Genomic DNA, 14,432 nt, shown 5'->3' with positions numbered 1-14,432 from the left:
GGGCGTGCGGGTGGGGCGTGCGGGAGGTGGTCCGAAAGGGTCAGTCGCGGGTGAGGTCGACGGTCAGGTGGCGTCGGAAGCGCAGGGTCACCGGTCCGAGCAGGCCGGACGGCAGGGGTTTGTTGCGCTCGTTGGAGAGCGTGTTGGCCACACGGACGGCGAGGGAGTTGCGGCCCGCCTTGACCAGCCGGGTGATGTCGACGGTCCACGGCGCCCACAGCAGCGGCGGGAGCGCGGTGCCGTTGACGGTGACGGCCGCGACGTCACGGACGTCGCCGAGGTCGAGCAGGACGCGGTGCCCGTCGAGCAGGGACCCTTGGACGTCGAGGTCCTTGGTGTAGGTGCCGCTGCCGGAGTAGAGACGGTCGTGCTCGACCCAGCTGCCCAGGGGGCCGGTGACCGGGGTGGAGCCTTCGCGTTCCAGGGTGAGGGTCCAGTCGCCGTCCACGGTGACCGGTTCCAGCGGGTCGTCGGTACGGGCCGTGCCCCGGTAGGTGTGCGTACCGTCGGTGCCGGTGAACCGGTGGCTGCCGGGGGCCGAGGCCTCCACCGTCGCCCGCAGGCCCTTGCCGTGCCGCTCGACCGTGAGGACGGGCAGTGGTGAGGCCGTCAGGTGCGGGACCGCCCGTGCGTCGTGGCGTACGACGAAGATCCTGGTCTGGTACGGCTCCAGGGTCAGGGGCAGTTGGACGCCGTTCCTGCCGCTCCGGTGCACGGGGGCGGTGCCGGTGCTGCCCGTCGCGGGGTCCCACAGCTCGGGGACGCCGGTGGCCGGGAGGGTCATGGACGTCTCGACATCGTCGCCACCCTCGTTGTTGACGATGAAGGCGGTGTCCTCGCCGCGGTGGACCCGGATGACGCGCACCGCGTCCTGGGGTGTCTCCAGCACGGCCGCGGCCACCCCGGCCTCGTGGGCCGCGTCGCGCAGGCCCGTCGGGTCGGCGACACGCACGGCGTGCCCGCGGCCGACCGTCCGGCGGCCGGGGACCCGCTCGCCGAACAGGTCCGTCAGGGCCCGGGCGAGGGAGCGGTCCTTGTGGTCCGCCTCCTCGGCGGCGAGGGAGCCGACGGCCACGACAGTGCCACCCGCGCGCGCGAATTCCGCGAGGGTGCGTACGGAGTCCACGTCCAGGGTGGGTGTCACGGGCACCACCACCAGGTCGTAGCGGGCCGCGCCCACGGCCAGTCGGCCGCCCCGCACCTTCGCGTGGCTCAGCAGATCGGGGTCGCCGGTCAGGGCGCCCTCGTGGACGAGGTCGAAGTCGACCTGGGCGCGCTCCAGCGCGTAGGCGGTGTCGGCGAGCGCGCCGTCGACCTCGCCCTGACGGTCGGTGCCGGTCCACTGCTCGGCGGCGCGCTGCGGCTGCAGTACGGCGGTCCGGGCGCCTGAGGTGCCGCGCCCGGCCTCCATCACGCGGCCGATCCATTCGGCGAGCGGCCGCATCGCCCACCACCAGGGGGCGCGCGGGCCGAACGGCGGCGGGAAGTAGACGCGGACCTCGTCGGTCCACAGGGCGTGCAGGATGGTCAGGTTGACGCCCCGGGCGGCCTGCGCGCCGACGGTCGTGTGCACGAAGCCGGGCGTGACCTGCCAGCCCATGTTGCCGAACATCTCCAACAGGGCCCGCTCCCGGCCCATTTGATGCGCGACGGACACGGGGTTGCGCGGAATCATGGTGGGCTCACCGGCCACGTACTCCGCGGTGATGATGTCGCCGCCGGGCACGTGCGCCCACTGATTGACCTTGTGGAGGTCCCCGGTGGAGGGGATGCGCTTGGCGGGGGCCGTCTCGTCGTAGAGCGGGTTGGTGATGAGGGCGACGTCGCGCTGCTCGTACCAGCGGGCCTGCTTCTGGAAGGCGCGGGCGAAGCGGTTGGACACGGCCTGCCAGTAGCGGCCTCGGGCGATCCGGCCGTCGCGGCCCAGGTCGTCGAAGGCGGCGGCGTAGGCGACACCGGGCTCGACGCCCACCGCGCGCAGTGCCTTGTCGAGGGTGGGCGACCAGGGGAGGCGCTTGAAGTGCGCCTCGGCCGACGCGAAGAACGGCTCGTCGTCCCAGAAGCCGGGGACGACCGTGCCGAAGTAGCGGCGGAAACGGCGGTGGTACTCGCCCGGCACGATGTCGAGGAACAGTTCCACGGGCTCGTCGTCGAGCAGGTCGACGTAACTGCGGCTGTAGCCCTGGGTGTCGTCGACGAGCGGGGAGCCGCCGAACAGGTCGAGCTGCCAGCGGCCGGCCGGGACCTGCCAGGTGTGTGCGCCGCTGAGCCGGGCGGTCAGGTCGACGACTTCGCCGGCGTCGGTGGTGCCCACGGGGCGGGCCGCGGCGGCGACGGCCGTGGCGTCGGCGGCGAGGCGGGCGCGCTCGGGGAAGTCCCCCGCGTCGGCCGGGTCGGCGAAGGTCGTGGTGTGGAGCGTGGTGCCGTCGGCGGCCGTGACGGTGAGACTGTCCCACAGGGAACGCTGGTCGGCGACGGCCCGTACGCCCGCCCCGCCGGTCGCGTACCGGTCGTCGGTGACCGTGCCCTTGTCCTTGCCGTCGAGGGTGACGGCCAGGGTGCCCGCGCGGACGGTGACGGCCACCGTGTGGAACTTGGTCTTGTTGAAGCCGTCGGTGCGGGTGCTGCGGAGCAGTTCGACCGGGTCCGTGCCGCGTGCGAGACGCAGGACGGTGACGACTCCGGTCTGGTCGAAGGTGACGGCGTACCCGTCGAGTCCGTCGGCGGAGGCCCGGACGACGAGACCGGCCGCGGTGTGGTCGGCCTTGGCGCTGCCGGTGACGGTGTAGTCGGTCCACCCGTCGCCGCCGCGCAGTACGGCCGCTCCGTCGAGCACGGCGGCGTCGGCGACCAGTTGTCCGGCGGCCACGCCCACCCCGCTGCTGCGGCGCAGGTCGACGGTGGCGGGGCCCTCGACGACGGTGGTGGAGCGCCAGAGTGCCTTCAGCCGCAGCTCGGGCCGTGGCTGGTACGTACGGGAGCCGACCGTGCCGCCCTTGACGATGTACTCCCCCGCGCGGCCACTGGGGAAGTGGTCGTCGTTGAACAGCCACACCCGCATGCCGGTGCGTTCCGCGGTGCGCAGGACGTGGCCGACGATGTCGAACCATTCCTCGGTGAAGAACACCGGCTGCATCTCTGCGTTGTCGAACGGGAACAGCACCACCTCGTACATGCCCTTGTCCCGTAGGTCGGCCATCTGCCGGTCCACGAGTTCGCGGGTGACGGGCCCGTTCCAGTACCAGTAGACGGTCGGCCTGCTGTCTCGCCGGGGGTCGGTGAAGTGCTGGGCCGAGAAGGTGTGTTCGGCGCTCGCGGCCGTGGCGCCGGCGCCCTTGGCCGCTTCTCCGGCGGCGAGGGCTGTGTCGGGCAGGCCGACCGCGAGAACGGTGCCCGCGGCACCGGCCGCGGCGACGAAGCGGCGTCTGGACAGGTCGTCGTGAGACATGGTTGAACTCCTGCGTGAACGGCGGGCACCGGGGCGCCCGCCGGACGGAACGGTGTGCGGAAGGGCTCGTACTACAGCGGGACGTGGTGACGCGGAGGGAGGCCGGTGCTCGGCGGAGCACCGGAAGGAGGGGGTCAGCCGGCCGCCAGGCGCGCCGCCTCGGACGCGCTCAGGGCCCGGTTGTGCAGGCGGAAGTCACGGACCGCGCCGTGCAGGTACGGGTGGGTGGTGTTCTGTGAGCGGCCCAGGTAGTTGCGGGTGCTCGCGCCGAGCAGGAGCGGGCTCGCCACCATGGCGTCGTTGCGTCCGGCCTCGACACCGTCGAGGTAGAGGACACCGGTGCCGCCGCCCAGGGTGAGGGCCACGTGGACCCATCGGCCGACGGGGAGCGGGCCGCTCGCGTCGATGACGTCCTCCGCCTCCATGCCGGCGATCTTCAGGGCGGCGCGGGCGCGCCGGGCTCCGGTGGTCGCCGCCAGGAACAGATAGGTGGACTTGTGGTACCCCAGGTCGAAGACACGGGCGGAGGCGGTCAGGGTGTCCACGCGGACCCGGACACTGACGGTCAGTTCGTCGAGTCCGCTCGGCAGTCCGGCGGGGAGCGCGATGTGGGCCCCTTGCCCGTCCAGGGAGACGGACCGCACGCCGTCGGCCTCGGCCCACACCGCGCCGGACGCGAGGGTCGCGTCGGTGAAGGTGCGGGTACGGTCGGCCGCCGAGGTGCCGGTCCCCTCGTCGAAGGGGTAGCGGGCGATGTCCCGTTCGCGTGCGGGGCGCGGTGCCACGGCCCAGTAGACGTTGTAGCGCTGGTGGTGCACCTCGTGGAACGGGCGCAGGGACACGCGGCGGCCGTCGGCGAGAGCGGTGAACGCCGTGCCACCGCCCGACACCGGACGCAGGGTCTCCGGCCGGATCGCGGGAAGGGTGGCGAGCGCGGTGTCGCCGTACTCCCCCGCGAGGACCAGCGGCCCGTACGAGAGAGACTTCACCTGCGGGTTGTCGGGGGCGGCCCGCCAGACGGGCCGTCGGGGCAGTACGAGTTCCACGGTGTCCCCGGCGCGCCAGTGGCGTTCCACGGCGGCGTACGTGCCCGGCTTCAGGCGGCCCGGGAAGCGTCGGCCGTTGACTTCGAGACGGGGCTCCCGGCCGCCGTCCGCCACCCAGGCGGGAACCCGCAGCCGCAGGGTGAAGCGGGCGTCTCCCGCGGTGACGGTGAAGCGGGTGCGATCGGTCGTGGGGTGGCCGGTCTCCTGACGTATCGTCACCCCCGTGTGCCGCCAGCGCAGTTCGGAGGGGATGAACAGGTTGACGTACAGGGAGGGCCCGCGCGTGTCACGCGTCCGGAAGTAGATGCTGTCCGCGAACTTGGTGTGGGTCTCCAGACCGGAGCCGTGGTCGCAGGAGAAGTTGTCGTAGTCCCCGCTGTAACTGCCGGGCGCCGCACCGAGGCCGCCTTTGGGCTGCCGCTCCGAACCGGCCCACAGTCCGGTGTAGTACGTGACGAACCCGTGCCCGGAGTCGGGATCCTGTTCCCCGAGCATCTGGTTGTAGAGCGTCCACTCGTAGTGGTCCATGTACGCCGAGCGGGAGGGACGGTGCAGGAACAGGTGACGGCCGAGCTTGAGCATGTTGTAGCTGTTGCAGTTCTCGCAGGTCACCTCGGACAGCCGGCTCACGATCTCACCGGGCGGCCCGAACAGCTCCTGGTCGGAGTTGCCCCCGACGGCATACGAATGGTCCCGTACGACCGTCGTCCAGAAGTACTCGGCGATGTCGAGGTAGCGCCTCTCCCCCGTGGCCTCGTAACTCGGCACCGCTCCCACCACCTTGGCGATCTCGGTGTTGGCGTGGCGGCCCGCGAGTTCGTCCCGGCCGGCGGCCAGCGGGGCGTACAGCTCCTCGTGGTCGAAGCGCCGGGCGGTCCGCAGGTGCGCCGCGTCACCCGTGAGGAGGTGGAGGCGGGCCAGTACGTCGTTCATACCGCCGAACTCCACCTTCAGCACCGACTGCATCCGCTCGGCGGAGAGCGGCGCCGTGCGGGCGTCCACCCAGGCCGCCATGTCCAGCAGCACGGCCACCGCCTGCTGGTCGCCACCCAGTTCGTAGCTGTCGAGCAGCCCCGCCATGATCTTGTGGAGGGTGTAGTAGGGGGCCCAGGGCTTCCCGCCGGCCTCCAGCTGGTCGAAGACGGACTCGGGGAACGCGGACAGGTATCCCGGGTGGTATCCGGCCGCCGGGGCGGCCCGCTGGCACTCGGCCAGGACGGACACCATGGAACGGGCCTTGGCCGCGTAGGCGTCGTCGCCGGTGTGGGCGTACGCCTGGGCCAGCGCGCTGAGCAGGTGCCCGGTGGTGTGGCCGCGCAGTTGGATGCCCGGCGCCTCCCAGCCACCGCAGGGTTCGGCGGCGGAGGGCAGACCCACGTTCAGCCGGAAGGTGTGCAGCAGCCTGTCGGGGTCGACGAAGAGCAGATACGCGCAGGTGCGCCGCATGTTGGCGAGGAAGGGGCTCTCCAGCAGCCGGACGTCGGCAAGGGGGAAAGCGGTGAGGGCCGACCGCGGTCCGGCCGCCCTGGCGGCGGCCCCCCGCGCTCCGGCCGTCGCGGCCACGGCTTCCTGCGGGGCGAGCGGGGCAAATGAGGCGGCGGCCGCCGCGGACGCGGCGGCGAGGATCCGGCGGCGGGACGGGCGAGGCAGGTCGTGCGGTGCGGGCAAGACGCCGTGCTCCTTCCGGGCAGGGGAAGTACCAGACGGAAAGCAGGGTGGCGAACAGCGAAGAGTTGAATCGTTTTACTTCGTCCGCGGGAGACGGTAAGTGTGCACACCACACGCGTCAAGGGTTCGCGCACGAAGGGGTGTTGCCAGGGGTACACTCTCTGATTTGAATCGTTCAAAGTGATCAAGGGCTGGGCATCGGCCGCCGGACCGGTACGGCCTCACGGGGACGGCCGTCCGCCGGATGTGCCGGGCGGACGAGCCGGAATCCCGGGACGGCGTGATCAACAGACGGCAGAATGGCGGGAACGACGGTTCGGTGCCGCCACGGCGGCCGCAGACGCCCAGGACACGCGCGGCGAGTCGCGCGCGTCCGGGAGAGGAAAGACATGAGTGAGAACCAGACCCCCTCCAGCGGTTCCGGGAGACTCAACACCGGGGTGGCGCACAACGCCCGGGTCTGGAACTACTGGATCGGCGGGAAGGACAACTACGAGGTCGACCAGGCCGTCGGCGACCAGGTCGCCGGCATGTTCCCGGTCATCCGCGACGTGGCCCGCGCCGACCGGGAGTTCCTCGGACGCGCGGTCCGCCATCTGGTCGAGGAGCGCGTGGTACGGCAGTTCCTGGACATCGGCACCGGTCTGCCGACCCTGGACAACACCCACGAGATAGCGCAGCGGTCCGCGCCCGACGCGCGCATCGTGTACGTCGACAACGACCCGATCGTGCTCGCCCACGCGCGGACCCTGCTGACCAGTACGCCCCAGGGCGCCACCGACTACATCGACGCCGACGTCCACCGCCCCGAGGGCATCATCGAACGGGCCTCGGCGACCCTGGACCTCGACCGGCCCGTCGCGGTGATGATGCTGGGCATCCTCAACTTCGTCCTCGACACCGCCAAGGCGCAGGACATCGTGCGGCAGGTCCTGGCGGCGGTCCCGTCCGGCAGCTACCTGGTCCTCACGCATCCGACGACCGACCCCGACCTCGGCGGCGAGGGCAACGTGGCGGCGATGAAGTTCTGGAACGAGAACGCCACCCCGCCGATCACCGCACGCACCCGCGCGGAGGTCACCGCCTTCTTCGACGGTCTGGAGTTCCTCGAACCCGGCCTGGTCTCCTGCACGCACTGGCACCCCGGTACGGACTCGCCCGTCACGGTCCCGCAGTTCGGCGCGGTGGCCGTGAAGCCCTGACGGTCTGCCGGTCTGCCGGTCTGCCGGTCTGCCGGTCTGCCGGTCAGGAGCCTGTCCGGCTGGGAGGGCCGCGTCGCCTGCGCGGCGGGGTCGCGGCGTCGCGTGGTGGAAGCACCGAGTGAGGCGAGAGCATCAAGTGGCGTAAGCGCCGAGTGGCGGGGGCGAACGCGGGGCATGAGGATGCATTCGCGGCAGGCCCTCACCCGGCGGGCCCGCCCAGATGGAGGAGTGCACATGTCCAAGCCGCCGCTTCCGCCCGAGGCCGTCGAACTGCTGAGCCGTCCGAACGCGGCCGTCATCGCCACGGTGCGTTCGGACGGTGCGCCCGTGTCCACACCCACCTGGTACATGTGGGAGGACGGCCGCGCGCTGATCAGCATGGACCTGGGCCGGGTGCGCCTGAAGCATCTGCGCCGCGACCCCCGGGTGACCCTCACCGTGCTCGACAGGGAGGACTGGTACACCCATGTCACCCTCTTGGGCGAGGTCGTGGACATGAAGGACGACGAGGGCCTGGCGGACATCGACCGCATCTCCCGGCACTACACCGGCGAACCCTATCCCGACCGCGTCCGTGACCGGGTCAGCGCCTGGATCGAGGTCGACCGGTGGCACGGCTGGGGCGCCCTGAAGGACAGCAACCAGTCGGGCTAGGACGCGCGGGGTTCGGGGGCGCGGGGAACTGTGCGACCGGCCACGGACGGCCGTCCCTCTTCGAACGCGCCGAAGACACCCCGTGCAGGCCTCACACGACAGTCGCCGCCTCCCGGGACGGCAGCCACCGCAGGTGCACGGTCTGCGCGGACCCCTCGGCCCGTAGCAGGGAGAGCCGTGGGCGGACGGCGTCGGTGCGGGCGCTCGGCGGCTTGCGGGCGCCGGCCCGGTACGGGAGCGGCCACTGGCGGGCGGCGTCCCGGTACTCCTGCTCGGCCGCCGCGTGCAGGGTCCAGTGCGGGTCGTAGAGATGGGTGCGGCCGAGGGCGCACAGGTCGGCGCGGCCGGCCAGGAGGATCGAGTTGACGTCGTCGTAGGACGCGATGGCTCCGACCGCGATGACGGCCGTGCCGGTGGCCGCGGCGACCTCGTGGCGGATCCGGTCCGCGAACGGCGTCTGGTACGAGCGGCCGTACGCGGGGCGCTCCTCCTTGGTGACCTGTCCGGAGGAGACGTCGATGGCGTCCGCGCCATGGGCGATGAAGGCGCGGGCGATCTCCACGGCGTCGTGCTCGGTGTTGCCGTCCGGAACCCAGTCGCTCGCGGAGATCCGTACGATCACCGGCCGCTCGGCGGGCCAGGCGGCGCGGACGGCGTCGAAGACCTCCAGGGGGAACCGGAGCCGGGCCCGGAGCGATCCGCCGTACTCGTCGGTGCGCCGGTTCGCCGTCGGTGAGAGGAACGAGGACAGCAAGTAGCCGTGGGCGCAGTGGAGTTCGAGCAGGTCGAAGCCCGCTTCGGCGCCGCGGCGGGCGGCGGCGACGAAGTCGGCGACCAGGGCGTCCAGGTCGGCGCGGTCCAGCTCGCGAGGGACGGCCGAGCCGGGCCCGTACGGCAGGGGCGAGGGGCCGACGGGCTCCCAGTTGCCGTCCGGCAGCGGGTCGTCCATGCCCTCCCACATGAGCCGGGTGGAGCCCTTGCGGCCGGAGTGGCCGAGCTGGAGGCCGATCCGGGCGGTGCTGCGCTCGTGGACGAAGGACACGATCCGCGCCCATGAGTCGCGCTGTCCGTCGGTCCACAGTCCCGTGCAGCCGGGTGTGATGCGGCCCTCGGGCGAGACGCAGACCATCTCCGTCATCACCAGTCCCGCGCCGCCCATGGCCTTCGAGCCGAGGTGCACGAGGTGGAAGTCACCGGGTACACCGTCGACGGCCGAGTACATGTCCATCGGGGAGACGATCACCCGGTTCTTCAGCTCCAGCTCCCCCAGCCGAAAGGGCTGGAACATCGCCGGCGCGGTCTCCGGCAGGCCCTGGGAGGCCGCGAAGGCCGCGTCGACGCGGTCGGCGAACTCCTGGTCGCGGGTGCGGAGGTTGTCGTACGTGATGCGGCGGGACCGGGTCAGCAGGTTGAAGCAGAACTGGGTGGGCTCCTGGTGGGCGTACATGCCGATGTTCTCGAACCATTCGAGGGAGGCCTGGGCGGCCCGCTGCGTGGACTCGACGACGGGGCGTCTCTCCGCCTCGTACGCCCTCAACGCGCCCTCGGTGTCCGGGTGTTCGTGCAGGCACGCGGCGAGGGCGAGGGAGTCCTCCATCGCCAGTTTGGTGCCGGAGCCGATCGAGAAGTGCGCGGTGTGCGCGGCGTCCCCGACGAGGACGAGGTTGCCGTGGTGCCAGCGTTCGTTGCGTACGGTGGTGAAGCCGAGCCACTTCGAGTTGTTGGCGAACACCTGGTGCCCGGCGAGTTCGTCGGCGAAGAGCTCGCGGACACGCTCGACGGCCTGCTCGTCGGAGGCACCCGGCGGGAAGTCGGTCTCCTCGGTGACGTCGAAGCCGGCCCGGCGCCAGACGTCCTCGTGCATCTCGACGATGAAGGTGGAGCCGGTCTCGGAGTAGGGGTAGCCGTGCACCTGCATGGTCCCCCACTCCGTCTGCCTGACGAAGAACTGGAAGGCCTCGAAGACCCGGTCCGTGCCCAGCCACATGTACTTGTTGTGCCGCTGGTCGAGGGTGGGGCGGAAGATGTCCCGGTGGGCGGCCCTGACCTGGGAGTTGACTCCGTCCGCGCCCACCACGAGGTCGTACGAGGCACGCAGCGCGCCGGTGTCGGGGGCGGGCATGGAGAAGCGGACGCGCACCCCCAGGTCCTGGCAGCGGCGCTGCAGCAGCCCGAGCAGTTCGCGGCGGCCCATCGCGGCGAAGCCCTGGCCGCCCACGGTGTGGGTCCGGCCGCGGTAGTGGATGTCGATGTCGGTCCAGCGGGCGAAGCGGCGGGCCATCGCGTCGGCGAACTCGCGGTCCGCGTTCTCGATGCCGCCGAGCGTCTCGTCGGAGAACACCACACCGAATCCGAAGGTGTCGTCCGGGGCGTTGCGCTCCCACACGGTGATCTCATGGGCCGGGTCGAGCTGTTTCATGAGAGCGGCGAAGTAGAGGCCGCCGGGGCCACCGCCAACGATCGCGATCTTCACGGGGGTTCCTCTTTCAGTGCTCGCCGGCGGCCGTGGTGGTCTGCTCGTCCTGGGCGGCTGCGTCCTCGGCAACGGCGCCCTCGGCTGCCGCGTCCTCGACGGCCGTCTCCTCCATGACCGCCTCCTCTACGGCCGCGCGGAGCGCGAAGCGCTGCAGTTTGCCGCTGGCGTTGCGTGGCAGGGAGTCGCGGAACCGCACATCCCGGGGGTACTTGTAGGGTGCGATGACCTGTTTGACGTGGTCCTGGATCTCCTTGGCCTTGGCGGCGTCTGCGCTCACGCCGTCCCGCAGGACGACGAAGGCGCAGACGACCTCGCCGCGTTCGGTGTCGCTCCGGCCGACGACGGCGCACTCCGCGACGTCGGGGTGGGTGTCTATGGCGGCCTCGACCTCGGGCCCGCCGATGTTGTAGCCGGAGGAGACGATCATGTTGTCGCCGCGGGCGTGGTAGTGGAAGTAGCCGTCCTCGTCGCGGTGGAAGACGTCACCGGTGACGTTCCAGCCGTTGACGACGTAGTCCTTCTGGCGTTCGTCGTCGAGGTAGCGGCAGCCGACCGGGCCGATGACACCCAGCCTGCCCGGCTCGCCCGGGCCCAGTTCCGTGCCGTCGGGGCCGAGGATCGTGGCGCGGAAGCCCGGCACCGGTTTTCCGGTGGCGCCGGGGCGGATGTCGTCACCGGCCGCCGAGATGAAGATGTGCAGCAGTTCGGTGGCGCCGATCCCGTCGACGACCCGCAGTCCGACGCGGTCGCGCAACTGCACCCAGGTGCCGACGGGTATGTGTTCGCCGGCCGAGACACCGACGCGCAGTCCGGCGAGCTGCTGCTCCCGCCCCTCGCGCAGGATCGCCTTGTACGCCGTCGGTGCGGTGGCGAGCACGGTGACGCCCTGCCGCTCGACGAGGTCCGCCATGCCCGGCGGGGTCACCGCCTCGGTCAGCAGCGCGCAGGCGCCGGCCCGCAGCGGGAAGACGACGAGCATGCCGAGGCCGAAGGTGAAGGCGAAGGGGGCGCTGCAGGCGACCAGGTCGTCCGGGAGGAGGCGCAGCACCTGGCGGCCGAAGGTGTCGTCGATGGCCAGGATGTCCCGGTGGAAGTGCATGGTGATCTTCGGGGTGCCGGTGCTGCCGGAGGTCGGCGCGAGGAGTGCCACATCGTCGGCGGCGGTGTCCACTGCGGTGAACTCACCCGACTTCGCTGAGGCGCGGGCCACGAGGTCGCCCGGCCCGGTGCCGCCGAACTCGACGACCTTCAGCGAGGGCAGCACGGTGTCGCGTACGACGTGGACGTCCTCGGCGCACCGGTGGTCGACCAACGCGAGGGCGGGCAGGGTCCGTTCGGCGACCGGCGCGATCTCGCGGGCGCGCAGCGCGGCCATGACGGTGACGACCACTCCCCCGGCCTTGAGCACACCCAGCCAACTCGCCACAGTCCACGGGGTGTTGGGTGAGCGGAGCAGGACCCGCTGGCCGGGGACGAGGCCGAGGTCCTCGGTGAGCACCTGGGCCACCTGGTTGGCGCGTGTCCTCAGCTCCCCGTAGGTCCAGGTCTCCCCGGCCGGTGTGCGCAGTGCCGGACGGTCGGCCCCGAACTCCGACGTGGGGCGGTCGATGAGTTCGGCGGCGGCGTTGAGCCGTGGCGGGTGACGCAGTCCGGGTGTGGCGAACTCGATCGTCGGCCACAGGTGTGCGGGCGGGAGGTGGTCCTGGGCGAAGGTGTCCGCATACGCCGTGGGGGCCGGTGACGGGGTTCGTTGTGGCGGGATCGGGGGCGGAAGAGTCAACGGAGGAGTCCTTCCGGGAGCCGCCGGTACCGGGCGGCGGATCAGGCGGGGCGGATCATTCCCTCCTGGACGACGGTGGCCAGGTGACGGTGGTCGCGTGTGAAGAAGCGGCCGGTGCCGAGGCCGCGGCCCGCGTCGGCGGCGACCGCTTCCTGGACGTAGAGGAGCCAGTCGCCGACCGGCCCGGAGCGGTGGAACCACATGGCGTGGTCGAGGCTCGCGGTGACGAGCCCGGGGTCGGCCCACGCCAGGCCGAGGACACGCAGGACGGGTTCGAGGATCGTGTAGTCGCAGACGTACGCCAGCGCGGCCAGGTCGCGTTGGGCGTCGGTCAGCCCTTCGACGGTACGCAGTCTGTCGAACGGCCGCACCCAGACCGCCTGTTGGGGCAGTCGTCTGCCCTCGACCGTCAGGTAGACCGGGCCGGGCAGGTGCCGCATGTCGAAGCTGCGGCCGGCGGACCAGTAGGCCTTCGACTCCTCGGTCATCGAGCCGCCGCTGCGCTCTTGAAGGTACGCCGCCGAACTGGGCAGGTCCTCCGGGTCGGGGACGACCTCCGCGAACTCCGCGTGGAAGGTCCCGCCGGGCTCCCCCGCGGCGAAGTTGGCGAGGCAGACGTACAGCGGCTTGCCGTTCTGGTATCCCCGTACCTGCCGGGTGCTGTAGCCGCGGCCGTCGCGCAGCACCTCCACCTCGTAGTGCACCTGGGCGCCGATGTCGGCGGGGCGCAGGAAGTAGCTGTGCATCGAGTGCAGCGTCTTGGTGTCGGTCACCGACCTCATGGCCGCCGCTGCCGCCGCGGCGACCAGGTCGCCGCCGTACGCCTTCGGCCAGGGGCAGGGCTGGGTGACGGCGGTGAAGGCGAGGTCGAAGTGTTCCGGCGGGGCGGGGGTCAGGGTGACGGCGTCGGTGAAGAACGCGGAGGTCGGTGACGTGCCGGTCGCCATCGGCCCGGGGCCCGGCGTCATCGGTCGAGCCAGTCACGCAGGTCGGCGTCGGGGACATCGGTGAGGTTGACGACGATGTTCTCCGGCGTCCGGGTGGTCATCCAGGTCAGCGGCTCGGTACGGGAGAGGTTGCACTCGATGTGCGGCATGAACGGCGGGACGAAGACCCAGTCGCCCTCCGACATGTCGACGTAGTCCTCGAACTTCTCGCCGAAGTAGATACGGGCCCGCCCCGACAGGACATAACCGCCGGTCTCGGCCTCACCGTGGTGGTGGGTGACCGAGCGGTAGCCGGGGTCGTTGCTGACCTTGCCGAACCACAGCTTCGTGGCGGGAGTGTGCTGGATGCTGACGCCCGAGACGCGGACGGCTCCGCCGGAGTCGGCCGTGTTCGCGCTCTCCGCCCCGGCGCGCGTCACGACGGGGGCGACGATCCCGCTGGGCAGCCGGTACATCGAGGCGTCACCCTCCAGGCGGTACTTGCTGAGGTCGGGCTCCATGAGGGCTGGCTCCGTTCCGGTCGTACGGCTTCGGGAGCGGGTGATCGCAGGCGCGGTGCGTATGGTGTCTCGTTTTTTTCACGACCGTCATTTATTGTCAATACGGTACGCCGGACCGCGACCGCCCGAACAATCCGGCCCGCCCGACCCCGTCCGAACCGGAGGCCACGTGACGCCCATCGCCGTGAACCCGGGGGCGCTGCCGACGCCCCGTGGCTACTCGCACGGAACGCTCGTGGGAAACACGCTCCACCTGGGCGGGCAGACCGCTCTCGACGCCGACATGAAGATCGTGCCGGGTGGGATCGTCGAGCAGTTCCGCCAGGCGTTCGGCAATGTCCTGACGACCTTGCGCGAGGTGGGCGGGGAGCCGCGGGACTTGGTGAGCGTGACGATCTACCTCACCGACATCCCCGACTACCAGGCGCACGGCAAGGAGATCGGGGCGGTGTGGCGGGAGTTGGCCGGCCCTGTCTATCCGGCGATGGCCGGGATCGGTTGCACGGCGCTGTGGCAGCCGGAAGCGATGATCGAGATCCTCGGCGTGGCCGTGATCCCGGAGGCCCGCCTCACACTCGGCTCGTAACCCCCGCGGGCAGTCCCCCGGCACCGTCAAAAAAGATTGCGCAGTTCCCCGCGCCCCTATGGGGCACCTAGGGACGCGGGGAACTGCGCACCCAGCCCCCACCCGCCCGCAGCCAAAACCCCCGC

Annotated in this window: 9 protein-coding genes; 3 read left to right on the top strand and 6 right to left on the bottom strand. The window is 71.5% G+C overall.

The genetic code is table 11. The features are described from left to right. Positions 1 to 40: 40 nt before the first annotated feature. Both IE278_RS00355 and IE278_RS00350 read right to left on the bottom strand, forming a co-directional pair. On the bottom strand, positions 41 to 3,448 hold the full coding sequence (locus IE278_RS00355) for a glycosylhydrolase-like jelly roll fold domain-containing protein (protein ID WP_189767508.1): 3,408 nt from the start codon (positions 3,446 to 3,448) through the stop codon (positions 41 to 43). 134 nt (positions 3,449 to 3,582) lie between these two features. Beyond that, positions 3,583 to 6,162 (bottom strand): glycoside hydrolase family 127 protein, encoded by a 2,580-nt coding sequence (locus IE278_RS00350; RefSeq protein ID WP_189767506.1) that lies wholly within the window; start codon positions 6,160 to 6,162, stop codon positions 3,583 to 3,585. Between the two features lie 389 nt (positions 6,163 to 6,551). Between IE278_RS00350 and IE278_RS00345 the strand changes: the two genes are divergently transcribed. Continuing rightward, positions 6,552 to 7,364 carry an SAM-dependent methyltransferase gene (locus IE278_RS00345; protein WP_189767504.1) on the top strand — a complete coding sequence of 271 codons (813 nt, stop codon included), beginning with the start codon at positions 6,552 to 6,554 and terminating at the stop codon, positions 7,362 to 7,364. A gap of 234 nt (positions 7,365 to 7,598) precedes the next feature. Then, entirely contained in the window at positions 7,599 to 8,018 is a 420-nt protein-coding gene (locus IE278_RS00340) for a PPOX class F420-dependent oxidoreductase (protein WP_189767502.1), read from the top strand. 91 nt (positions 8,019 to 8,109) lie between these two features. On the opposite strand, the gene IE278_RS00335 is transcribed toward IE278_RS00340, so the two are convergent. The 4 genes from IE278_RS00335 to IE278_RS00320 are packed head-to-tail and all read right to left on the bottom strand — an operon-like array spanning position 8,110 to position 13,721. After that, positions 8,110 to 10,491, bottom strand: a complete 2,382-nt coding sequence (locus IE278_RS00335) for a bifunctional salicylyl-CoA 5-hydroxylase/oxidoreductase (protein WP_189767500.1) — start codon at positions 10,489 to 10,491, stop codon at positions 8,110 to 8,112. Between the two features lie 13 nt (positions 10,492 to 10,504). After that, positions 10,505 to 12,274 carry an AMP-binding protein gene (locus tag IE278_RS00330; protein WP_246569641.1) on the bottom strand — a complete coding sequence of 590 codons (1,770 nt, stop codon included), beginning with the start codon at positions 12,272 to 12,274 and terminating at the stop codon, positions 10,505 to 10,507. A 41-nt stretch (positions 12,275 to 12,315) separates the two neighbouring features. After that, positions 12,316 to 13,242, bottom strand: coding sequence for an acyl-CoA thioesterase (locus tag IE278_RS00325; protein ID WP_189767498.1), 927 nt, complete (start codon positions 13,240 to 13,242; stop codon positions 12,316 to 12,318). Beyond that, positions 13,239 to 13,721, bottom strand: a complete 483-nt coding sequence (locus IE278_RS00320; RefSeq protein WP_189767496.1) for a cupin domain-containing protein — start codon at positions 13,719 to 13,721, stop codon at positions 13,239 to 13,241. Before IE278_RS00320 ends, IE278_RS00325 begins: the two co-directional genes overlap by 4 nt. A 169-nt stretch (positions 13,722 to 13,890) precedes the next feature. Here IE278_RS00320 and IE278_RS00315 point away from each other — a divergent pair, with 169 nt between their 5' ends. Beyond that, positions 13,891 to 14,307, top strand: coding sequence for a RidA family protein (locus IE278_RS00315; RefSeq protein ID WP_246569638.1), 417 nt, complete (start codon positions 13,891 to 13,893; stop codon positions 14,305 to 14,307). The last annotated feature ends 125 nt before the right edge of the window (positions 14,308 to 14,432 follow it).

Origin of the sequence: Streptomyces tauricus, from assembly GCF_014650955.1 — a bacterium.
In the GTDB taxonomy this organism is placed as follows: domain Bacteria; phylum Actinomycetota; class Actinomycetes; order Streptomycetales; family Streptomycetaceae; genus Streptomyces; species Streptomyces tauricus.
Note: the sequence above shows the minus strand (reverse complement) of the source record. Positions and strands in the feature narration are given on the sequence as shown.

Excerpts from the sequence above, each read along its gene's own strand:
- IE278_RS00320 (WP_189767496.1), bottom strand. The coding sequence starts at position 13,721 with ATGGAGCCCGACCTCAGCAAGTACCGCCTGGAGGGTGACGCCTCGATG.
- IE278_RS00340 (WP_189767502.1), top strand. The coding sequence starts at position 7,599 with ATGTCCAAGCCGCCGCTTCCGCCCGAGGCCGTCGAACTGCTGAGCCGT.
- IE278_RS00355 (WP_189767508.1), bottom strand. The coding sequence starts at position 3,448 with ATGTCTCACGACGACCTGTCCAGACGCCGCTTCGTCGCCGCGGCCGGT.
- IE278_RS00325 (WP_189767498.1), bottom strand. The coding sequence starts at position 13,242 with ATGACGCCGGGCCCCGGGCCGATGGCGACCGGCACGTCACCGACCTCC.
- IE278_RS00345 (WP_189767504.1), top strand. The coding sequence starts at position 6,552 with ATGAGTGAGAACCAGACCCCCTCCAGCGGTTCCGGGAGACTCAACACC.